We start from the raw sequence: 21525 nt of genomic DNA, 5'->3' as shown, positions 1-21525 counted from the left end.
TTTCGGCTATTTTTTCGGTGATTATTCCTGCATTTAGTTTCATGTTACTGTTTTTTTGCTTTGTAAGCAGTGGGAGAAAGACCTGTCCAGCGTTTAAAGGCACGCAGGAAGGCGCTTGGTTCCGTGTAGCCCAGCATATGGCTGATATCCTTTAGCGTGAAATGTTCATTGTCCAGGTAGTTAAGGGCCAGTTTTTTACGTACCGCATCCACAATCTGTAAATAACTGCTGCCTTCCTCTTTCAGTTTACGTTGCAGCGCCCTTGCGGTTGTATTAAAGTTGTAGGCCACTGCCTCAAGAGAAACTGTTTTCAAATAAGAATTGGTAAGCAGGTAGTTAAATATTTTCTGTTGCCATAGCTGCTTGCTCGTACCAGGCTGTATCAGTGATCCGATTTTTTTCAACAGCACTTGCTGTAATTCATAATTGGCTGATAAGATGGGAATATCCAGGTGTCTGGCCGAAAACACCAGACAGAGCTGTGTTGTTTTTCCAAGCGAAGAACACCTGAATACCCGTGCATATTCATAAGGTTCTGCCAGGAAATACGGAAAACCAGCTTGCTGGGGTTTTACTTTTTCCAACAGTAATCCATCCATTTCGTGTAATACGAAAACCAGCAAGCAATCTGCCAGGTGCCGGTACGAATATGGGAAGCGGGTTGCTTTTTCTTCATCTGCCAGGAGATATATAGTAAAGACGGATTCCTCGTGATGGATTTGCATATCAAAAATAGGAGAGGTCATTTTTACCAGGGCGCAGGCATTACTTAAGGCCTCGCTTACGGTTGCACTGGTTTGAATGATTTGTCCAACAACTCCCAAAGCGGCGAGTTGGAGCGATTCTCCAAAATGCAGCCCAAACAGGAAATCGCCAGTTTTATGACTGGCATTTTTCCACAATAGTTCCGTTTGGGCAGCGCTGACGGAATAAGCGGGATCATTTTTAAGCGCTTTGAAACTGATGGACGAAGCGCTGCACAGTTCTTCCGGATCAAGATCGCGTTGAACCGCATATCCCAGTAAGGCCATGGTAAACTGTCGCTGAAAATTGTCCATAAGGCAAGGTTTTATACTGTTGGCCGGGCGGTTTGCAAATAGGCCATCAACCCCACCCAGGCGGCTACGGCCAGAATAACCAGGGAACCTAACAGGCTAATGCTTGCCCAGGTGCCAATGGTAACCATAATACTAAGTACAACCCACAACATATCCAAACCTGTAATGAACCTTACCTGTTGCGGCTTGATTTCTTTCTGCAGGGCCGCATACAGTACATAGATAGAAAACAGCACCAGGAAAATTCCGGTTGCGGTGAAAACCCTGGTTGCCGAAAGGCCGAATAAACCCGCAATCGGCTGCGTAAAGGCCAATAATGCTATACCGGTAATTCCGGAGCTGATTCCATTGATGGCAAGTGTTGATTTTACTGAAAGCATAGTGTTTGTTTTTATGCCTACAAAACTATTGTTCAGTAACCCCCTGGCTATTACCATCCTATACGGTTCTGCTATCATTTTACGACAACTACCGGCAGTTATCAGGCCCTTTCGCAAATTTCTTTGAGTTTTTTCAGGGCTGCAGGATACCCTTCTTCAAACATGGCTATCCATTCCGGCGTAGTTTCCAGTTCAACCAGTAGCCGGGTAATTCCGCCCGATTCAGTAAACCGATAGCCTTCGGTGCTGCCGATCCAGCCTTTTGCTTCTTCGCTGGTAACATCCGGCGTTAGATCCGGTTGAAGAACCGCTGTATGTTCCAACAGTATATAAGTAGCTTTTTCCAGTTCTTTTACAAGGGCAGCAGTGCCTCCGTTACCGGGGGATATAAACCGGAGTAATTCGCCTTGCTCCCATTTTCCGTCGTAATATGAATTGGGCCAGGCAACATGCACCCATTCCTTGTAGGTATCCGGTGCTGTCAGCAAATCGTAGACGGTTTGCCTGGGGGCTGCAATGTCGATGGTGAAATTGATTTTTTTCATCAGATGGCTTGTATTGATTAATTGCCTTCCAAAATTGCACCAAAAACCTGCTTGGGAGAGGTGTAGAATTGGACAGAAAAGGGGTTAATTCCGACAAGTAGCTAATCGGGCTTGCTCACCGCTCCAATCAGGTTGACATCAACTAGAACAAGGGAGGTGACCATGTTTTTAACCGTTTCCTTGTATCGTAAGAAATGAGCCGTTTTGATATGAGACTGGTAAGCAATTTTGTCTGCATAAATTTCCAGTATGGTAATATGGTTGGGGGCCGTTTTTTCTGCTACCGCGTAATAGGTGAGTACCCCGGGTTCCTGCTGTATGGCTGCATTCATCTGCGTTTTCAAAGCGCTGTTGTAGGCTTCTAACTGGCTGGAGTCAACGATTATTTTAGCCAGTCGAATCATTTTTTTTGTTTCCTGCGCTGCTGTCGGCTGGCAATGGAATAACGCAGTTAGGAACAGGATTGCGATCATGCCTTTGGCTGAATGGAGGGGGGTAGTCATATAGGTTTTATAAATTAACAGGTTGTATCAATTTACTAAATTAGGCTATGAAAAAAAATCTCCTCTTACTGGCATTGATCCATTCGGTTATGCTGGTACTTGCACAAACACCTGCAGAAGATACAGCTGTTATTTATCGTAAACTCGATTCTATTGCCGTAATAGAGCAGAAAGTTATGATGCCGATGCGCGATGGGATTCGGCTTGCCACTGATATTTATCGGCCAAAAGGAAGCCAGAAAGTGCCTGTTGTATTTTCCCGCACCCCCTATAATTTCAATACCTGGATAGACGGTAAGATGAGTACGCGAACATTGGAAGCTGCCTATGAAGCAGTGCAACATGGCTATGCGTACGTGGTACAAAATGAACGAGGCCGTTTCTTTTCGGAAGGAGACTGGGATATCCTTGGCACGCCTCTTACGGATGGTTATGATGCAATCGACTGGTTGGCCAATCAATCCTGGAGCAACGGAAAAATTGGGTTAATTGGGTGTTCCTCCACCGCTGAATGGCAAATGGCTGTTGCTTCGCAAAATCATCCTGCCCTGGCGGCCTTGGTAGCGCAGGGCTATGGGGCAGGCCTGGGGCGGGTAGGAAAATTTATGGAACAGGGAAACTGGTACCGTGGAGGGGCACAGCAAATGCTGTTTACAGCCTGGCTTTATGGTACCCAGCACGATCGGTATAGACCTGCACTTCCCCGGGGATTGTCGCAGGAAGACTTGCAGCGGCTTCAACGCTTTTATGATATGGGGCCTGAAATGCCAAGGGTAGACTGGGCGGCTAAACTAGCCCACCTGCCGGTAAAGGATATTCTTAAAAACGTACAGGGCCCCGTAGGTATCTACGAAAACATGATTGCTCGCAAACCCAATGATACCGCCTGGTATAAAGGTGGTTTATACCACGATTCAATGCCACTGGAAGTGCCTGCCTACTGGTTTGTTTCCTGGTACGATGTTTCGTCTGCCCCCAATATTGCCCTTTTTAATCATGTCCGTAACAGTGCCAAAAAACCAGGGGTGGCAGATAACCAATACCTGGTAATAGCGCCTGTTTTGCATTGCTCGTTTAAACGGGCTACGGAGAATACAATTGTCGGACAAAGAAATGTGGGCGATGCCCGGCTGAACTATGATGAGTTAACCTGGGGATGGTTTGATATGTTACTGAAAGGAGAACAAAATGGGTTTAAAAGCAGCAATCCTCGTGTACGGTATTACACCATGGGTAGCAACAGATGGCAGGAGGCAGAAAGTTTTCCATTACCGAATACAGAAATGCGGAGTTTTTACCTGACCAGTGGAGGTAAGGCCAATACACGCCTTGGCGATGGCAGGCTTTCCCTGAAAAAGCCTGGTTCAAAAAACAATTCGGATAGTTTTATCTACGATCCGCTCAACCCGGTGCCTTCCTACGGAGGAAATGTTTGTTGTACAGGCAATGCTATACAGGGTGGTTCATTTGACCAGGCTGCTATGGAATTAAGAAAGGATATCCTCGTTTATACCTCGGAGGAGCTTACGGAAGGGGTGGAAATAACCGGCTTTATAGAATCAACCCTGTATGTTTCCTCCACCGGTTTGGATACAGATATTACCATTAAACTGCTTGATGTGTATCCTGATGGGAAAGCCTATAATCTGGATGAAACCATCCAGCGATTGCGTTACCGCGAGGGCTATGATAAAGAGCTTATGATGGAAAAAGGAAAAGTGTACAAGGTAGATCTAACGCCGATGGTAACCAGTAATTACTTTGCAGCCGGGCATAAAATAAGGATTGAGATCTCCAGCAGCAATTTTCCGCGTTTTGAACGCAACCTGAATACCGGGGGGAATAATTTTGATGAGGCTACCGGAATTGTGGTGGAAAATCGTATTCATCATTCTTCGAGGTATCCTTCTGTAATAAGGCTTCCGGTTAAAAAATAGTTGCAAAAAAAGCAGCAAGTACTTCGTTTTACGAAATTTATGTTTCTATATTAGTCCCCGAGAAATAAACTTATCATGAAAAACAACCTATCCAAAAAACTGCTTATCGCAGGATGTGCTTTTTTAATTTTTTCTACGCGTTCTTCGGCACAAATCAGTGTGGGGCCGGAAGCCGGTTTTACTGCGTCCGGATTATATGACCAGGATGCAGAAACCTATGCGGGGGTAAATATCCATGTAGGTGCAACGGCGCATTTTCAGCTCAATCATTTTCTGGCTGTACGTCCCTCTTTATTATTCAAAACCGGTTCCATGTCACTGGATGGCTATGGTGAAAAAATCAAACTAAACCGAATTTCTATTCCCATTCCGATCATGTACTCGCATGTATTTGACAATGGCGGTACAGTATTTGGTGGTGCCGGTCCAAATATCATGTACCATCTGTCGGGAAAATATGAAATGGATGATATGGGATCCCGTGATATTGAATTTGGTTCAGGTAATTCGGATATGAAACGACTTGACCTCGGGGTGCATATTAAAGGGGGGTATCAATTCGGGAATGGCATTTCTTTAAGTACGTTTGCCAATATTGGTACAACGAATCTGTCCAATTCCAGTGAAAGTAAAATCCGCTCCCTAGATGCCATTGGTTTTTCCATTGGGTGGATGTTTGGATCAAATGCTTCAGAATAGTTTTCAAACGGCCTCCATTCGGTTGCTTTTTAACTGATAACAAGAGCTGTTTTATTGTATTTTTTTCGGTACTCCATAGGAGAGAGGCCGGTTATTTTTTTAAATAATTCCCGGAACGATTTTATATCTGTATAGCCCAGGTCATACATCACTTCCGCAATAGTTTGCCGACTGGTTTCAAAAGCTTTTTTAGCCGCTTCAATTTTTAACCGTTGCAGATATTCCAGTGGTGTATGGCCAGTGGCTTTACTGAATCGCCTGTCGAGGCTGCGCCTGCCTATTGAAAAGCTGGTGGCCAGTTGTTCAATAGACAAGGTTGTGCGAAGGTTTGTTTCCATGAATGCCTGCACCTGCAGGATGGTTTCATCCGTATGCGTTTTGAGACCATTAAACAAAATAAATTCAGATTGCCGGGTTCGATCCATTTCTATCTGGAATACTTTGGAACAATAAATAGCTGTTGGACGATCGAAATATTTTTCAACCAGGTATAAGAGCAGGTTGAGAAAGGAATACGCTCCGCCATTGGTATAAAGCCCGTTTTCATCCGTAATAAGTTGGTCTGGTTGAACTTTGATAGCCGGGTACAGGTTTTGCAGGGTGGCTGCAAATGCCCAATGGGTAGAACAATGGCGGTTTGTTAACAACCCTGTTGCGGCAAGTAAAAATGCCCCCGTACAGATACTTGCAATTTCAGCGCCTTTAGCATGCTGCTCACCGATCCAATGAATCAGGTCCTGGTTCATGTGAACGGCTTTTTCATAATTATGCTGCAGGGATGGAATTATGATTAGCTGTGTGCTTTGGATATTTGTAAAACGCTGGTGTGGTTGAGCGGAAAACAGCCCATCGTGGAACTCAATTTTTTTGGAAGAACCAGCCAGCTCTATCTTGTAACAATTTTTATTGCCCAGCTCCATCCAGTAACGGTTGGCCCTGCTCAGAATTTTATAAGCTCCTACAATACTGCTGAGATTGTTATCTCCATTTGGTACCAGGATAGTGATATGCTTCATGACCCAAAGGTAGTCCTCGATTATGTCCAAATCAACCCCTTAGAATGTCTAAATGGCACAGCTTTTGGCTGGCCGGCAGGTTGTAGTTTTAGGGTCTAAACTACATTCTATGGCAACGATTCTGCACCGGATCGGTATTAAGACCGATTCTATCAATGACGTATTTAAGGCAATTTCCACCATCGAGGGATTAAAAGGCTGGTGGACCACAGCTACCAACGGTGTAGCAGACCAGGTGGGTGGCGATCTTCAGTTTCGGTTTGGAGCGGGTGGATTTGATATGAAGGTCCGCTCTTTGGAAGCCCCTCGTTTTATCAGTTGGGAAGTTACTGCATTAGAGAAGGAATGGATTGGTACTACTATTGAGTGGCAGCTAAAAAAAGAAGGGGACTATATCATTGTGCTTTTTAAGCACGATGGCTGGAGAGCGGCCACCGAGTTCATGCACCATTGCAGCACCAAATGGGCCATTTTCCTGATGAGCCTTAAATCACTGGTGGAAACCGGCGTTGGAGCACCTAGTCCCGATGATACCAAAGTGGACAATTGGAATTAAAAGCAGAATAAATTTGGTTGTTTAAACGTTTAAGCTATCTTCGAATGAAGAAACGAAGCTTTAAACTGCCATATGGAGAAGGATCAACTGGTACTTGGAGTCGATTTTGGAACTGATTCGGTAAGAACCATTTTAGCGGATGCCCGCACCGGTGCACAATTATCCAGCTCCGTGGTTGCTTTCCCGCGCTGGAAACAGGGCCTGTATTGCGATCCTGCGCAAAACCAGTTTCGACAGCACCCCCTGGATTATATAGAAGCTTTAACAGAAAGTATCCAAACCTGCCTGCTAAAAGCAGCACCCGGAGCCGCCGCATTTGTAAAAGCATTGTCGATCGATACAACCGGATCTACGCCTGTGGCAGTAGATGAAAGCGGCCAACCACTTGCTTTACAGCATCGTTTTGCAGCCGACCCCGATGCCATGTTTATATTATGGAAAGACCATACCGCTACCCGGGAAGCTGCTGAAATAAATACGGTAGCCGAACGATTCCAGCCCGATTACCTGCAGTACGTGGGGGGTATTTATTCCTCTGAGTGGTTTTGGGCCAAACTATTAAAAACCGTTCGTACGAATAAATCGGTTAGGGATGCCTGTTATTCCTGGGTAGAACACTGTGATTGGATGCCTTTTCTGTTAACCGGCGGAACGCATGTCAGTCAGATGAAGCGCAGTGTTTGTACGGCAGGGCATAAAGCGTTGTGGGCGCCCGATTGGAATGGATTGCCCCCCGCTTCCTTTTGGCAGGAGATGGATCCGGTAGTAGCGGATATTTCCGGGCGCTTATATAAACAGGTATACCATGCGGGCGAATCTGCCGGTGTCATTTCACCGGAATGGGCGCAAAAACTTGGGCTGCCTGCTACCGTACAGATCGGTATCGGCGCCATGGATGCACATATGGCCGCCGTTGGCGGCGAAATAGAACCTTATTATTTATGTAAAGTAATGGGAACCTCCACCTGTGATATGATGGTGGTACCATCCACTGCGGAGAAAGTTATGGTCAAAGGCATCTGCGGTGTGGTGGAGGGCTCCATTATTCCGGGCATGACCGGGCTGGAAGCAGGCCAGTCGGCATTTGGCGACGTATATGCCTGGTTTAAGGAACTCTTACTTTGGCCACTCTTACAGGGCGCTCCTTCCTTTTTTACGGAAGAACAAATCAGCGCTTTGGCGGATCAGTTGATTCCGGAATTGTCTAGGCAGGCTGCTGAACTTCCACTCACCGAAACAGCGCCTTTAAGTACAGACTGGTTCAACGGACGGCGAACGCCGGATGTAAACCCTTATGTGAAAGGAGCGATCACAGGTCTGCAGCTGGGATCTTCCGCACCGCAGCTATTCCGCTCACTGGTAGAAGCCACCTGCTTTGGCGCACGCGCTATCATTGAACGCTTCCAGGAAGAAAACATTCCGGTAAAAGGACTAACCGGCGTGGGCGGCATTGCGAAAAAATCTCCCTTTGTTATGCAGCTGATGGCGGATATAACCGGACTGCCTTTGAAGGTAAACCGGGCTGAACAAACCGGGGCATTGGGAGCCGCTATGTTTGCGGCCACCGTAGCAGGTATTTACCCCGATGTTTCTACTGCCATGAAATCTATGGGACAGGGTTTTGAACGGGTTTACACGTCCGATAAAGAAAAAATATCCATTTACTCCAAACGCTATGAACAGTATAAGGCCCTGGGTTCATTTATCGAAACCAGCCTTAATCCCTACATTTGAGTATGGAGAAAAAAGTGTCCATAAAAGATATTGCCAAACACCTGGGTGTTTCCACAGCCCTGGTAAGTTATGTATTAAACAATAAAGAAAAACAGGCAAGGGTTGGTCCGGAAATGGCTGAACGCATTCGGGCTACCGCAAAAGAAATGAATTACCAGCCCAACCTCATTGCCCGCAGTTTACAAAGTGGAAAAACCCGTACCATCGGCCTTATTGTAGCAGATATTTCCAACCCTTTCTTCAGTAATATTGCCCGGGTAATTGAAGATGAAGCCAGCCTTAATAATTATACCGTAATCTTTGGCAGCTCAGATGAGAACGCTGAAAAATCAGCCAGCCTTATCAATGCACTTATCAAACGCCAGGTAGATGCGCTCATTATTGCACCGGCCGAAAATACCGAAGAACAACTTAGCTTGTTGAGCCAGCGCAAATTTCCCTATGTTCTGATAGACCGGTATTTTAATACGCTTGATGCCAACGGGGTGCGTATTAACAATTTCCTGGCTTCCTACAAAGCGGTAAAACACCTTGCCAAACAGGGCTATACGAAAATCTGTATGATTGCTTACCAGACCAAACTACCGCATATGGAAGACCGTAAACAGGGGTTCCTGAAAGCGATGGAGGAACTGCAACTGCCCCTCCATGAAAACAGCCTGAGGGAGTCTAGTTATGAAGCCATCCAGGAAGACGTAGCGCTAATCATGCACCAGTTACTGGATACGAAAAAAGAACGACCCGATTCCTTTTTGTTTGCAACCAACTCGCTGGCGATAAACGGTCTGAAAGAAATCAATAAACGAAAAATAGTAGTACCCGATGAACTGGGCATTATTAGTTTTGATGAATCCGACGCTTTTGATTTTTTCTATTGTCCGCTTACCTATATTAACCAAAGCACAGAACGTATTGGAAAAGAAGCTGTGCGTATTCTTATGAATCAATTGGAAAAAAAACCGGAACATTCACCAACTGGCCTTGATACCACCCAGATTGTAATCGATGCTCAATTGGTTACCCGGGCCTCCTGTAGAGAAAAGAAAAAAAAGGAATAATTTTTTTTAGTCAATATTGCTTAAACGTTTATGCTTCTGACTGCTAATTATACTTTGTAAATCCAACGATATGCGTACACAACAATTGCTGTTGCTTTTATTGCTACTGAGCGGACCTGTTTTCGCCCAGCAAAAATTCAATGGGCTTGATATGAACCTGGGCAACCTGTCAAAGCTCTCTGATGCCAGAACCCGATCCATTAGCCCCGAAAATTTTTCCGGTGCCAAAGGCAAAGGAGGCATGGCAGACGCAGTTAAAGACAAGGGAAAACGGAATGTAGCCAATGCAGCACAGGAAGCACGTGATCTGGGTACCGGCTGGAAAGTAAACCCTTTTATCATTATCAATCCGAATGAAACCATTACCATCGCCGAAATGGAAGGTCCCGGTGCTATTCAGCATATCTGGATGACGCCCACCGGTAACTGGAATTTTACCATTATCCGTGTGTACTGGGACGATGAAAAAACACCGTCTATTGAAGCTCCTATCGGTGCATTCTTTGGCATGGCCTGGAATGAGTACGCGCATTTGAACAGCCAGGCGGTAACAGTAAACCCCGGCAGCGCTTTTAATTGCTACTGGAAAATGCCCTTCCGAAAAAAATGCCGCATTACCATGGAAAACAGTAACGATGAGGAAGCCATGCGTCTTTACTACCAGGTCAATTATACCTTAACCGAAATAGGGGAGGAGGAAGCCTATTTCCATGCACAATACCGGCGTTCCAATGCCAGTAATAACACCAGTAGTATTCATACTATAATTGATGGTATCAAAGGTAAAGGTCAATATGTTGGAACTTATATGGGGGTAGGAGTTACCAATAACGGCTGGTGGGGAGAAGGAGAAATCAAATTCTATATGGACGGCGATAAAGATTACGCAACCATCGTAGGCACCGGAACAGAAGATTATTTCTGCGGCTCCTACAATTTTGAAAATAAAGCCATTCACCAATACCAGGAATTTTCTACGGCGTATGCCGGGTTGCACCAGGTCATTCGGCCAGATGGCGTTTATAGATCACAACAGCGTTTTGGCATGTATCGCTGGCATATCATGGATCCAATCCGGTTCGACGGCGATTTAAAAGTAACCATCCAGGACCTGGGCTGGCGGCAGGGCGGGCGTTATCTTCCCCAGCATTCTGATATAATTACGGTTGCCTACTGGTACCAGCGCGAACCTCATGGCAGCTTTCCCGCGCTTCCCAAAAAAGATCTTTTAGAAGTAAACTAATTACCATGAAACAAGCTATATGGTTTTATGTGCTGGCAATGGGCAGTGCCCTGGTTTCCTGTACAAATACCCCGAAAAATGATACAACGATGCGTGCTACAACAACTGAATATGCAAAAGGCAGTCTGGGTTATGACAAGGCCTTCCTGAAAAAATACGACAGCAGCCTGGTAGAATTGAAATTAGGGGCCGCTACCGTATTGGTTTCCGCCAAATACCAGGCAAAAGTATTTACCAGCGGTGCAAAAGGTGCAAATGGTCCCAGCTTCGGATGGATTAATTACAAAGCATTTGATGCCCCCATTGATGCACATATGAATGCCTATGGTGGTGAAAATCGTTTCTGGCTGGGCCCGGAAGGCGGCAATTACTCTGTTTTTTTTCAACCTGGTACAGAAATGGTTTTTGATAACTGGAAAACACCGGCAGCCATTGATACGGAAAGCTGGACCATTTCTCACCAGTCTGACAGCACTGTTTTATTGCAGAAGCAAATGACCATTACCAATTACCAGGGTACAGAACTGAATATGCAGGTAGAGCGGTCTATTTCCATAGCCAGCAAAGAGGTAGCAGAAGCAAGTCTTGGGGTAAAACTTGGAGACAGCATTGTATTGGTGGGTTATCATACCAGCAATCAGCTCACCAATACCGGGTCATTTCCCTGGACAGTAAAAACGGGTATGCCCTGCATCTGGATACTGGATATGTTTACGCCCTCCGATGCTACCACTATCGTTATTCCGTTTAAGCCGGGCAAAGCAACCGATAAAATAGCCACCACTGATTATTTTGGACAGATCCCACCGGATCGAATAAAACTAACCGATAAAACCCTCTTCTTTAAAGCGGATGGAAAAAGCCGGGGTAAGCTGGGAATACTTCCCAAACATGTATTACCCCTGGCAGGTAGTTATGACGCTACCAATAAGCTCCTCACAATTACGCAGTTTTCGGTAGATAATAAAGCCCGTTACCTCAACCAGGAATGGACCACTACCAAACCTACCTTCAGTGGAGATGCCATGAACGCTTACAATGATGGTCCGCTTGCTAACGGCTCACAAATGGGCCCCTTTTATGAACTGGAATCTGTGTCTCCTGCCGCAGCATTAGCAACCGGCGAAAAAATGCGCCACCAGCATAATGTGTATCATTTTACCGGTTCCGTTGAACAATTAAATACCATCGCCCAACAATTACTGGGGGTTGGTCTGGAAGAAATAAAAAAAGCTTTTTAAATCGATAAATCAAGATATATGTATCCAAGAATTGGAATTCGTCCGATCATTGATGGTCGGTTGGGGGGCATCAGAGAATCACTGGAGGAAACTACCATGAATATGGCCAGGGCGGTTGCGGCCCTGTACGAACAGGAAATCCGTTACCCGGATGGTACTGCCGTTCAGGTGGTAATCGCTGATACCTGTATTGGCGGCGTAAAGGAATCGGCCGACTGTGCACTAAAGTTCGAACGCGAAAATGTTGGGGTATCCTTATCCGTTACACCCTGCTGGTGTTATGGAAGTGAAACCATGGATATGAACCCGATGCTTCCCAAAGCCATTTGGGGCTTCAATGGTACAGAACGCCCGGGGGCTGTTTACCTGGCTGCCACCCTGGCTGCCCATAACCAGTTCGGACTGCCTTCTTTTGGAATTTATGGGCATGATGTACAGGACATGGGAGATGCCAGTATACCCCAGGATGTGCGCGATCGCTTATTGTCTTTTGCGCGCGCCGGTTTGTCGGTTGCACTTATGCGTGGTAAATCCTACCTCGCCATTGGTAGTGTAAGTATGGGAATTGCAGGGTCCATCGTTAATAATGATTTTTTTCAATCCTATATGGGCATGCGTACGGAATACGTGGATTCTACCGAAATCATCCGCCGCATAGAGAAAAAAATTTATGATGAAGCCGAGTATGAAAAAGCACTTGAGTGGGTAAAAACGAATTGCCGGGAAGGAGAAGACTTTAACCCGGTGTAGAAACAATACAGCCGGGAGGAAAAAGATAAGCATTGGGAATTTGTAACGAAAATGACCATCATTATCCGCGACCTGATGACCGGGAACAGGCAATTGGCGGGCAAAGGGTTTGGCGAAGAAGCATTGGGCCATAATGCCATCGTATCGGGCTTCCAGGGCCAACGGCAATGGACAGACTTTTTGCCGAACGGCGATTTCTCTGAAGCGTTACTGAATTCTTCCTTCGACTGGAATGGTATTCGTGCCCCCTACATGGTTGCAACTGAAAACGACGCCATGAACGGCATAAGCATGCTCCTGGGGTACCTGCTTACCAATCGGGCACAGATTTTTGCCGATGTACGAACCTATTGGAGCCCGGATGCGGTAGCACGTGTCAGCGGATGGAAACCAGATGGGATTGCCAGCGCTGGATTTATTCACCTGATCAATTCCGGCTCCGCTACCCTTGATGGCAGTGGACGCCAGACAACAAACGGGCAACCGGTGATGAAACCGTTTTGGGAGCTTACGGAAGCCGACGTTCAAGGCTGCCTGAAAGCCACCAGCTTTCACCCGTCCAATGTAGATTATATGCGCGGTGGCGGCTTTTCTTCGAAATTTGTTTCGCGTGGAGGCATGCCCGTTACTATGTGCCGCCTGAACCTGGTTAAAGGATTGGGGCCAGTTTTACAAATTGCAGAAGGAGAAACCATCGATCTGCCCGAAAAAGTTCACCAGATCCTGGACGAACGAACCGACCGTATCTGGCCTACTACCTGGTTTGTTCCCAAGCTCACCGGCGAAGGTGCTTTTCGCGATGTATACAGCGTAATGGCCAATTGGGGGTCTAATCATGGTTCCATCAGTTATGGGCATATTGGCCATGAACTCATTACCCTGGCAGCCATGCTGCGTATACCGGTAAATATGCACAACGTGGAAGAAGAGCGCATTTTCCGCCCTTCTGCCTGGAAAAGTTTTGGAATGGATGCTGAAGGAAGCGATTACCGTGCCTGTCAGACTTACGGACCTCTTTATAAATAAACGAATCTATGCCTGCCAATAAAAAATCGCTCTTTAAAGGAGAGGACGGAACCAGTTACCTGGTTCCCTTCATTTTCATCTGTAGCCTGTTTTTACTATGGGGATTTGCTCATGGTTTCCTCGATGTACTGGATAAACATTTCCAGGATCTACTGCATGTATCCAAAGCACAAAGCGGATTTGTTCAATTTTCCCTCTATATCGGGTACCTGGCTATGGCCATTCCTGCCGGCTTATTCATTAAACGATTTGGTTATCAACGCGGAATATTGTTTGGGTTAAGTCTCTTCGCCATTGGCGCCTTCCTGTTTTACCCGGCCGCCAAGCTCGAAGCATTTATTCCCTTCCTGCTGGCACTTTTTGTGCTGGCTTGCGGACTGGCATTTCTGGAAACGGCGGCCAACCCTTATTCCACGGTACTGGGGGCCAAAGAACAGGGCGCAAGAAGAATCAATATCTCCCAATCTTTTAATGGATTGGGGTGGATCCTCGGACCCCTTATCGGGGGGCTGGTTATATTCGGGGCCGATGCAGTAAGTGAAGAAGAAAAATTCGATTCCCTGGTACAACCTTATATGGGTATCGGCCTGGTAGTAGTGGTGGTAGCCATCCTGTTTTTGTTTATCAAACTGCCGGAAATAAAAGAAGCAAAGGGACAGGAAACTGAAGAGGATCCCCCGATGCGTAACCTGCTTAAACATCCTGCATTTATTGCAGCCGTGGCGGCTCAGTTTTTATATGTGGCAGCACAAACTGGTACCAATTCATTTTTTATAAATTATGTAATTGATGCCATTCCCAATTTGCAGGTTCCGATAAGCGGTATTATGCAGGAACTGGGTTCATTTGGTGCTTTCTTCATGCCAAAAAACAATGAACAGGCCGCTTCCCTGATCCTGGCTATCGGGGGTATGGGGGCGTTTTGGCTGGGAAGACTCAGCGGTTCTTATTTTATGAAGTTTTTTCCGCCGCACCGTATGCTGGGCATTTATGCAGTAGTGAATGTGGTATTGGTTGCCCTGGTGCTGCTGGATAGTGGCTGGTTGTCGGTAATAGCTTTATTCAGCACCTATTTTTTTATGTCTATAATGTTTCCCACCATCTTTGCCCTGGGTATTTCAGATTTGGGTACCCTAACCAAAAAAGGAGCTTCCTTCCTGGTAATGGCAGTTGCCGGTGGTGCATTTTGTCCGCCGATAATGGGACTGATTGCCGATCATTCCTCCATGGCAACAGGATTTATTATACCACTGGGCTGTTTTGCATTTATTGCCTGGTATGCATTCTGGGGAGTTGGAAAAGCAGCAAAAACGACGACAGTAAGTTTTCAACATCACTAATAGCTCAACTTGAAATCCGGTGTGTGGGAGTAGGGAAGCCTGGTTGAAAGGCGGCCATCTCCTTCACCCGGATTGTTAGCTTGTCCTGCGCAGACAGTAAGGCATATAGCTGTTCAGACACCAACTGATGCAGGTGTTCGGGCGTTGTTTGAATGCGGGCATTGATCAGCAGGGTGGCCCTGCGGCTTTTTTCTTGGGTATCGGTGGGTTTTAGATATACCTCATCAGTATGCGTAAAACTGATTTTTTCCTGGTGATTGCCATAAGAAAGAAAAAATTTCAGATGGCCAATTGGCAGGTAATGCTGCCTTATCTGTTGATAAATCTGTTCTATTAACTGATGTGCTATAACAGGCGCATCTTCTGTAATGGAATCCAGTTCCAGTTCTTCATCCAACCAGGCCAACATGGCTTCTCCCTGTCCGTATAGGGTGTAATCAATGTCGAGTGATTTTCTATGGGTAGGGGGTTCAAACTGAGCAATGGCATTCAGCCATTCCAGTACATCTTCCGGGTTAGTGGAATTTTGAAACAATACCTGTTTGCCAGGGTACATGTTTAATAACTGCTGGCGAAGCGGTTCCCATTCTTCGTCTTTTAACAGGTCAACTTTTGTTAATACCAGTATATCCGCTTCCTCCAGTTGTTTTTCATAAATATATTGTACGGTACTGTCAAATTGTACCGACTGGCCCTCTGCAATTTTAAGGAGCATGCGCGCATCGGCAAAAATACTTAGTACTACAGTTGCCGCGGGTCTGAATTGCAACAGTGGGTTCACCACTGTTGCAATTAAATCTGTACAGGATCCTACGGATTCTGCAAATATGAGTTCGGGCTCGAATTGGTTGGTGAGGGTGGTCAGGTGCTGGTCCAGTTCGGGGTAGCGGCAGCAAAAACAACCATTACTTACACTACACACGGGAATGTTTTCGGCTTTCATATAAGCACTGTCTACCTGTTGCAAGCCCTGGTCGTTGGTAATAACTGCGGCTTTGCGGTCCATTCCGAACAGAATGCCACAGGCCTGCCGGATAGCGGTGCTTTTACCGCTTCCCAGGAAACCGCCAGTCAGAACAATTTTCATGCTTTTTGGACCCCCAGTCCTGCAATACTTGTTTTAGTAACCGGTATGTTTCCGTAAACCACCTCCAGCTTAACTTTTCCGTTCCGGTATTCAACGGTACCAAAGCCAGATTCGGTTGAAATAAAGCTGGTAAAATCTCCGATTTTAGAATCAATGTACAGGGTCTTATCAACGGCATCGTAAAATAAGCCCGTTAGTCCCTGTAGCAATCCATAACTAGACAGGGCCCGGCCATACCAGCTTCCGCATTCGTACTCATTAAAAGGATTACGAACTTTACCACTGTAGCGTTCTCTGCAGATGCGTACAATTTCCAGGCCTTCCTTTACTTTTCCCATCAGCATCAGGTGAGAAGCCACCTGGTATTCAATACCTGTCCACACTTCATCGCTGTATACAAATGGAAGGGATAGTTTACCTCCTTTTGGCCAGCTGCATAAAAGCAGCCCGCCTTCCTTGCCAACTGCGTAGGCCGGACGTTGGGGGTTTGCATGCTCACTCAGGTCTTTTTTCAGGTTATGGGTATGTACCGCAAGCAGGTGACTGGTAAGTTTGGCGCTGTCAACCGGATCTGGTAAACCACACATTCGGGCTATCCAGCCGCCTAACACTCCATCAGACAAACAACCGGTTCCGTATTGGTACTTGGGACCTTCTTTTTCCAGTAGTTCAACGGCTTCTTTTGAATACTCTCCGCCAAAACTTTCTTTAGAGGCTTTAACCGGGTCGGGTGCTTCCAGGCCTTTGTATTGAATTTTCTGAATGAAATATTCACCATTGTATAAGTCCGTTTCCATGTAGGCTTTTCCTTTTTTGAAAAGCTGCTGATAAGCGGACGTATTTTTTTTCAGGTGATTGCCCATTCGGATAAAGGCATCCAGCGCTCCTAAATAAAAACTGGTACACATGCCATCGGGCCCCCAGAATTCTATATCGTAGGTATTGTGATGCGGTTCTTCCAAAATACCTTTTCGTTTGGGATCCCAGGTTTTTATGCAATAATCCAGGCTTTTCTGAACCAGTGGATACATTTTCTTCAGCCATTCGGTATCACCGGAGATCCGCCATTCGCGGTAAACTTTCATAATACCACCCAATTGTCCGTCGGCCGCCGCATGAAACTTATGTTCAGCCGGGCTGATGGGGGTATTGGACCTGAAATTCTGGTGTCCTTGTTCGTTCTGGCTTTCACAAAATTCTGTATGCCGCAGGCTTCGCTCCAGGGAAGGAAAGAGATGGGCAATAGCCTGCGCATAATTCCATACATGTGTACAGGAGCCATGGCAACAGCCACCATCATCACCACTACCTTCAAAATTCCATAACCGGCCATCGTATTGTCGCATAACCGTAGGTGTTTTAAGGATGGTTAAATTGGCGGCTACAGCTTCCATTACTTCAGCTGGTAAGCTGCTTTTGTAAAAAGAACCCGTAAACTGCTCGGTTTTTTTAAGCAGGCTGTTGTATTGCTGTAGCCAGTAATTGCTGATATCAGTAATGGAACTAAAGCGGCTTGCATACCAGGGACGATAGTCGGCAGATTTGGTATCGATGGAAATTCCCAACTCGGAGGAGAGGTTACAGGAACCTGCTGCCAGTCCGCCTTTTTCGGTTTCAGTACCCGGATCTCCGATGCGCATATCCGAATAAGGTACATACCAGGCTGCCAATACGGCAATGGTTTTTTTCTCTCCGGGTCGTAAGGTAAAGGGAACAAAAATGGATGCTCCGGGGGCATCTTCCGATACCGGCTCACTGCTGCGAACGGTACCGTCTTTGATGGTATTCCAGAGCATGGTCAGCGGATCCCACCATCCGCCCCGGAACCAGCAATAATCAATAACGGCGTTGGGCTCATTCGTGAATAGGGCAAAATCTCCGGTTGCAAACGGCTTGTCCGGCATAGGCGGCTGCGAAAGCACGAAACCCCGGTTCATTTTCTGAATAGCTCCTTTTTGATCGGGCAGGGTCATGAAATTGCGCGAGTTATAGGAGAATACGGCTTCCTTGGTTTCAGCGGATGTATTTTCAAAACTATATTCCATGGCCCCGGCCGGTAAGCTTGAGTTATCTGCATCACCGGGTATAAAGGGGCTCCATGCTTTTACACTTGCTTTAAACGGAAACTGGTCGTCCTGCAACCGGAGTATGCCAAAAGGGAAACGAGCTTCGAATTGGGCATCGACAAAACGGGGTAAACCATAGGAGGTAAGCGGGGCTCCATTGCCGGTAGCGGGCCGGCCAAATATCTTCCATTCAGGTACCGGTCCTTCTATTACTTTAGATGCTCCCCCTTTAATAGCAACAGCAGCAAACATGGTGGGCTCATTGAACAGCTGCGGTTTATGGCGCACCGACATATGTGAAATAGCACCGCAGCCTTCGATACAAAACATGCCGGCGCCTATACCACCAATCGGGAAAGCCAGTCTGCGCAAATATTCACCCGTATAAGACTGGTTGAAACTATGCAGGTTTTCACTGCTCCGGTGCTGCTCTGCCGCTGAGCCGATGGCTGGTAATACAGTGGCACCTAATCCGCCCAAGGTCAGGTTGCGGATAAAATTTCTGCGTGGATTATTAGCTGACATACGATAAGTTACAATTTTATACGAATGGTTAATTGATCCCCTGCTTGTAATTGCTGCTCGTCAAACGACAGTTGCAACTGTTGCGCGGTATAGTTAAAACGCAGAGGAATTTCTTTACTGCCAATGCGGGCTGTTACCGAAGCCGGACGCGAAGCTGTTTTAAGTCCGATGGATTGGAGCGATAATTTACCCCAGGCAATTTTGATGGTATTTTCCTGTTCATTACCGGTACGAGTTTGTGTAATATTTCCCCAGCCTTCTGCTGCCGTAAAAAAGCTTTTAAACTGGTCGGGTTGCATGCGGGGGGCAAAGGACAGTCTTTTAGCCGGGCCGTCGTAGGTATAATCCTGCAGTGCCAGTAATACTCCCCAGGAAGCCAGTGCCCGGGCGTAATGATCGCCACATTCAATTTCGTTCCAGGGATTGTGTTTAGCTGGGTTATACCGGTCATGCACGGCTTTTACCAGTGATAATCCTTCTTCCAGCATGCCTTCATAAATCATATTGGTAGCCACCTGGTATTCAATGCCTGTCCAAACTTCGTCGCGGTACCGTACCCCATCTTCGCCCATATGTTTGCTTTTGGGCCAGGTAGCAATAAAGAGACCAGCTTCTCCCGGATGCGCATAATCACGCTCAGGTTTATGCACTTTTGTTTGTACGGCAACATCGGGAGCCCAATTGTAATTCCATACCGATTGCAAGGTGGTTTTTACCATGTTTTCAGGATAGAGATAACCCAGATTATTGAGGTGTGCCCAGGTTTGCCCGAATAACTGATCGCTTAAACAACCAGTTCCGTATTGCGCCAGCGGGTGTTTGGTCAGGTCCACATCCTGGATAAAATATTCGCCGTTCCAAAGTTTTGCAACGCTTCCTTTGGAGCCATTGTTGAATATGCTATCGCAGCGTTTAGCAAAAACGGTGTCCTTCATCAGCAATGCCATATTGGAAGCTGCTTTCAGGGCACCCAGGTACAATCCGCCCACGTAGGTATTGGCGCCAAAAAATGCAATATCATAGGTGTTGGCTTGTTCTTTTTCTATGAGGCCGTCTGCATTTCCATCTTCCTTAATAATGAATTCAGTAGCTTTTTTTATCCGGTCCCAATTACGCGATAAAAAGAATTCATTTTTGGATTGCAGGTGTTCTCTATAGGCTTTCAGGATTGCACCGGCATGCCCATCTATGAGTATACCTCCCCAGCCATTTCTTGCCTGAATACCACCGTCTTCCTGGAAAGAGGTGCCGTAATCTGTTTTTTCACGGATGTTCCGCTCCAGTTCCGGGAACAAGCGCGATACTGCCTGTGCATAATTCCAAACATGGGTACAGGTGCCAACACAGGAACCTACTCCTTCCCATGCCCAGAATTTATCGGTTGACCACCACTGGCAGGTTTCGGTAGCCAGGGTAGAAACAGGCATCATTATACGCTGGTTCAGCCAATAAGGAAGGGTGGAATTATTATAATAGGTATCGTGGAATAAAAAAGTTTCTTTTTGAAGGCGTGGAAGGTTAGCCTGCAGCCAACTGGCTACATCCAGCGAATGATCGAACCAGTTTGCATACATATTGCCGATCGCTTCTCCCTCCGTAGGAATGGGCTTATTCCAGTTACCACCTTCTCCGTATTGCTTGGGGCGATTAGGGAAAAACCAGCTTAGTAAAAACGTGATTTCTTTGGATTCCCCGGGGGCCAGCTCAAGGCTTGTACCTGCTGCGCCTACGAGTTTTTCATCGAAGGGCTGGATGGCTTCCGGTACCGGCGCTGTAGTTGAATTGGGGATATAACGGGCAGTGGCCCAGGAACCTGTACCTAATACGCTCAGCGAAATATTTCCGTAATAAGGATGATCTCCAGGAAAAAAACGTTCGGTAGCAGGCAGGTTACTGAAGCGAATTTCATCCACATTGATATGACCCCAGCTTCCCATTTCATCGTCTACCAGTTGCAGGTAGGCTTTTTTACCCTTCCATTGTTTTACGTCCCAGCTAACCGGTTCAAGGGTTTCAACACTGGATCCGGTAATTGTTTTCACCAGTTTATTGTCAACAAATAAGTTTACACAGGTTTTGCCATGGTGTGGACCGCCACCTACTTTCAGGTTGATGAAATTACTGTTGATCACAAAAACCGGAGAGGTGAGTTTCCCCGTTCCGCTATCTCCATAAGCGGTGAGCTTTGAGTTAACCAAAAAGTTACCCTGGTGGCCGCTTACGAAATCGGCTTCTGCCGCTGCTTTGGTAACAGGCATTTTTCCAAAGGCATTGCCTTCGGCTTTCCATTTGCCATAGGTGCCGGATTCAAAGTTTTCAAAAACGGTTTCAACCCGCGCAGGCTGTGCCGTTGAAACAGCTTTTACCAGGTCCATTGTAACGGATGTACGATCCTGGCCGGTTTGCACCCGGTTCCGCAGGTTTCCGGCCACCTGGTTTTTGAGGTCAATACCTACCAGGTTTTGTAACCATCCGGTAAGGGACACTTCCATTTTCTGGTTAGATCTGTTGGTGAGTTTATACTGAAGGACAGTGGCAGGCGTAGCACTTTCCCTGGCATTTAATGGAATAAAAGGCGAATAAACCGTGGCTTCCACACCAAGTGAAATAGGCGATTTGCGGGAGCTGTAATCGATTTTAGCAAGAGGATATTCTCCCGTAAAAGAGATATCATCAAAATCTTTTTTGCTGAGTTCTTTGCGAATGGTTTTTCCATTTTGAGTAATGCTAACGGCGAAGCCCTGGTCTATATAACTAAAGG

Annotated in this window: 16 protein-coding genes and 1 pseudogene; 9 read left to right on the top strand and 8 right to left on the bottom strand. The window is 46.4% G+C overall.

Going from position 1 to position 21525, the window contains the following annotated elements:
* Positions 1–44: 44 nt before the first annotated feature.
* From A1D16_RS13850 to A1D16_RS13835, 4 genes are all read right to left on the bottom strand, one after another.
* The gene (locus A1D16_RS13850; protein WP_290710482.1) at positions 45–1058 is read right to left on the bottom strand and encodes an AraC family transcriptional regulator; all 1014 of its coding nucleotides are present in this window, start codon (positions 1056–1058) and stop codon (positions 45–47) included.
* Positions 1059–1069: 11 nt separating this feature from the next.
* Positions 1070–1438: a hypothetical protein gene (locus tag A1D16_RS13845; protein ID WP_290710480.1), complete on the bottom strand. Its 369-nt coding sequence runs from the start codon at positions 1436–1438 to the stop codon at positions 1070–1072.
* Between the two features lie 101 nt (positions 1439–1539).
* Entirely contained in the window at positions 1540–1983 is a 444-nt protein-coding gene (locus A1D16_RS13840; protein WP_290710477.1) for an SRPBCC domain-containing protein, read from the bottom strand.
* 101 nt (positions 1984–2084) lie between these two features.
* Positions 2085–2486 (bottom strand): putative quinol monooxygenase, encoded by a 402-nt coding sequence (locus tag A1D16_RS13835; RefSeq protein WP_290710475.1) that lies wholly within the window; start codon positions 2484–2486, stop codon positions 2085–2087.
* 47 nt (positions 2487–2533) lie between these two features.
* On the opposite strand from A1D16_RS13835, the gene A1D16_RS13830 reads away from it, so the two are divergent.
* On the top strand, positions 2534–4423 hold the full coding sequence (locus A1D16_RS13830) for a CocE/NonD family hydrolase (RefSeq protein WP_290710473.1): 1890 nt from the start codon (positions 2534–2536) through the stop codon (positions 4421–4423).
* A gap of 75 nt (positions 4424–4498) precedes the next feature.
* A complete protein-coding gene (locus tag A1D16_RS13825) occupies positions 4499–5122 on the top strand; it encodes a porin family protein (protein ID WP_290710471.1) in 624 nt (207 codons plus the stop codon).
* A gap of 29 nt (positions 5123–5151) precedes the next feature.
* Here A1D16_RS13825 and A1D16_RS13820 read toward each other — a convergent pair whose 3' ends face one another.
* Entirely contained in the window at positions 5152–6138 is a 987-nt protein-coding gene (locus tag A1D16_RS13820; protein WP_290710469.1) for a helix-turn-helix domain-containing protein, read from the bottom strand.
* A 109-nt stretch (positions 6139–6247) separates the two neighbouring features.
* Between A1D16_RS13820 and A1D16_RS13815 the strand changes: the two genes are divergently transcribed.
* From A1D16_RS13815 to fucP, 7 genes and pseudogenes are all read left to right on the top strand, one after another.
* The gene (locus A1D16_RS13815; RefSeq protein ID WP_290710467.1) at positions 6248–6694 is read left to right on the top strand and encodes an SRPBCC domain-containing protein; all 447 of its coding nucleotides are present in this window, start codon (positions 6248–6250) and stop codon (positions 6692–6694) included.
* 72 nt (positions 6695–6766) lie between these two features.
* On the top strand, positions 6767–8428 hold the full coding sequence (locus tag A1D16_RS13810; protein ID WP_290710464.1) for a ribulokinase: 1662 nt from the start codon (positions 6767–6769) through the stop codon (positions 8426–8428).
* A 2-nt stretch (positions 8429–8430) separates the two neighbouring features.
* A complete protein-coding gene (locus A1D16_RS13805) occupies positions 8431–9486 on the top strand; it encodes a LacI family DNA-binding transcriptional regulator (RefSeq protein ID WP_290710462.1) in 1056 nt (351 codons plus the stop codon).
* Positions 9487–9556: 70 nt separating this feature from the next.
* Positions 9557–10729, top strand: a complete 1173-nt coding sequence (locus A1D16_RS13800) for a glycoside hydrolase family 172 protein (protein WP_290710460.1) — start codon at positions 9557–9559, stop codon at positions 10727–10729.
* A gap of 5 nt (positions 10730–10734) precedes the next feature.
* Positions 10735–11970, top strand: a complete 1236-nt coding sequence (locus tag A1D16_RS13795; RefSeq protein WP_290710458.1) for a DUF6786 family protein — start codon at positions 10735–10737, stop codon at positions 11968–11970.
* Positions 11971–13746: pseudogene (locus tag A1D16_RS21725) on the top strand (L-fucose isomerase).
* An 8-nt stretch (positions 13747–13754) separates the two neighbouring features.
* Positions 13755–15086, top strand: coding sequence for an L-fucose:H+ symporter permease (fucP, locus tag A1D16_RS13780; RefSeq protein ID WP_290710456.1), 1332 nt, complete (start codon positions 13755–13757; stop codon positions 15084–15086).
* Between the two features lie 4 nt (positions 15087–15090).
* On the opposite strand, the gene A1D16_RS13775 is transcribed toward fucP, so the two are convergent.
* The 3 genes from A1D16_RS13775 to A1D16_RS13765 all read right to left on the bottom strand — a co-directional run.
* Positions 15091–16173 (bottom strand): GTP-binding protein, encoded by a 1083-nt coding sequence (locus tag A1D16_RS13775; protein WP_290710454.1) that lies wholly within the window; start codon positions 16171–16173, stop codon positions 15091–15093.
* Complete coding sequence (locus tag A1D16_RS13770; RefSeq protein ID WP_290710452.1) at positions 16170–18764, bottom strand: GH116 family glycosyl hydrolase; 2595 nt, start codon at positions 18762–18764, stop codon at positions 16170–16172. The genes A1D16_RS13775 and A1D16_RS13770 overlap by 4 nt, the downstream gene beginning before the upstream one ends.
* Positions 18765–18772: 8 nt before the next feature.
* A partial coding sequence (locus tag A1D16_RS13765; RefSeq protein ID WP_290710450.1) for a GH116 family glycosyl hydrolase occupies positions 18773–21525 on the bottom strand: 2753 nt, incomplete at its 5' end.

It is taken from the genome of Flavihumibacter sp. CACIAM 22H1 (assembly GCF_001601815.1).
Classification (GTDB): domain Bacteria; phylum Bacteroidota; class Bacteroidia; order Chitinophagales; family Chitinophagaceae; genus Flavihumibacter.
The sequence above is the reverse complement of the archived record's forward strand: the minus strand, read 5'-3'. Positions and strand labels throughout refer to the sequence as shown.

Excerpts from the sequence above, each read along its gene's own strand:
- A1D16_RS13850 (WP_290710482.1), bottom strand. The coding sequence starts at position 1,058 with ATGGACAATTTTCAGCGACAGTTTACCATGGCCTTACTGGGATATGCG.
- A1D16_RS13820 (WP_290710469.1), bottom strand. The coding sequence starts at position 6,138 with ATGAAGCATATCACTATCCTGGTACCAAATGGAGATAACAATCTCAGC.
- A1D16_RS13770 (WP_290710452.1), bottom strand. The coding sequence starts at position 18,764 with ATGTCAGCTAATAATCCACGCAGAAATTTTATCCGCAACCTGACCTTG.
- A1D16_RS13795 (WP_290710458.1), top strand. The coding sequence starts at position 10,735 with ATGAAACAAGCTATATGGTTTTATGTGCTGGCAATGGGCAGTGCCCTG.
- A1D16_RS13845 (WP_290710480.1), bottom strand. The coding sequence starts at position 1,438 with ATGCTTTCAGTAAAATCAACACTTGCCATCAATGGAATCAGCTCCGGA.
- A1D16_RS13835 (WP_290710475.1), bottom strand. The coding sequence starts at position 2,486 with ATGACTACCCCCCTCCATTCAGCCAAAGGCATGATCGCAATCCTGTTC.
- A1D16_RS13800 (WP_290710460.1), top strand. The coding sequence starts at position 9,557 with ATGCGTACACAACAATTGCTGTTGCTTTTATTGCTACTGAGCGGACCT.
- A1D16_RS13840 (WP_290710477.1), bottom strand. The coding sequence starts at position 1,983 with ATGAAAAAAATCAATTTCACCATCGACATTGCAGCCCCCAGGCAAACC.
- A1D16_RS13775 (WP_290710454.1), bottom strand. The coding sequence starts at position 16,173 with ATGAAAATTGTTCTGACTGGCGGTTTCCTGGGAAGCGGTAAAAGCACC.
- A1D16_RS13825 (WP_290710471.1), top strand. The coding sequence starts at position 4,499 with ATGAAAAACAACCTATCCAAAAAACTGCTTATCGCAGGATGTGCTTTT.
- A1D16_RS13815 (WP_290710467.1), top strand. The coding sequence starts at position 6,248 with ATGGCAACGATTCTGCACCGGATCGGTATTAAGACCGATTCTATCAAT.
- A1D16_RS13830 (WP_290710473.1), top strand. The coding sequence starts at position 2,534 with ATGAAAAAAAATCTCCTCTTACTGGCATTGATCCATTCGGTTATGCTG.
- A1D16_RS13810 (WP_290710464.1), top strand. The coding sequence starts at position 6,767 with ATGGAGAAGGATCAACTGGTACTTGGAGTCGATTTTGGAACTGATTCG.
- fucP (WP_290710456.1), top strand. The coding sequence starts at position 13,755 with ATGCCTGCCAATAAAAAATCGCTCTTTAAAGGAGAGGACGGAACCAGT.
- A1D16_RS13805 (WP_290710462.1), top strand. The coding sequence starts at position 8,431 with ATGGAGAAAAAAGTGTCCATAAAAGATATTGCCAAACACCTGGGTGTT.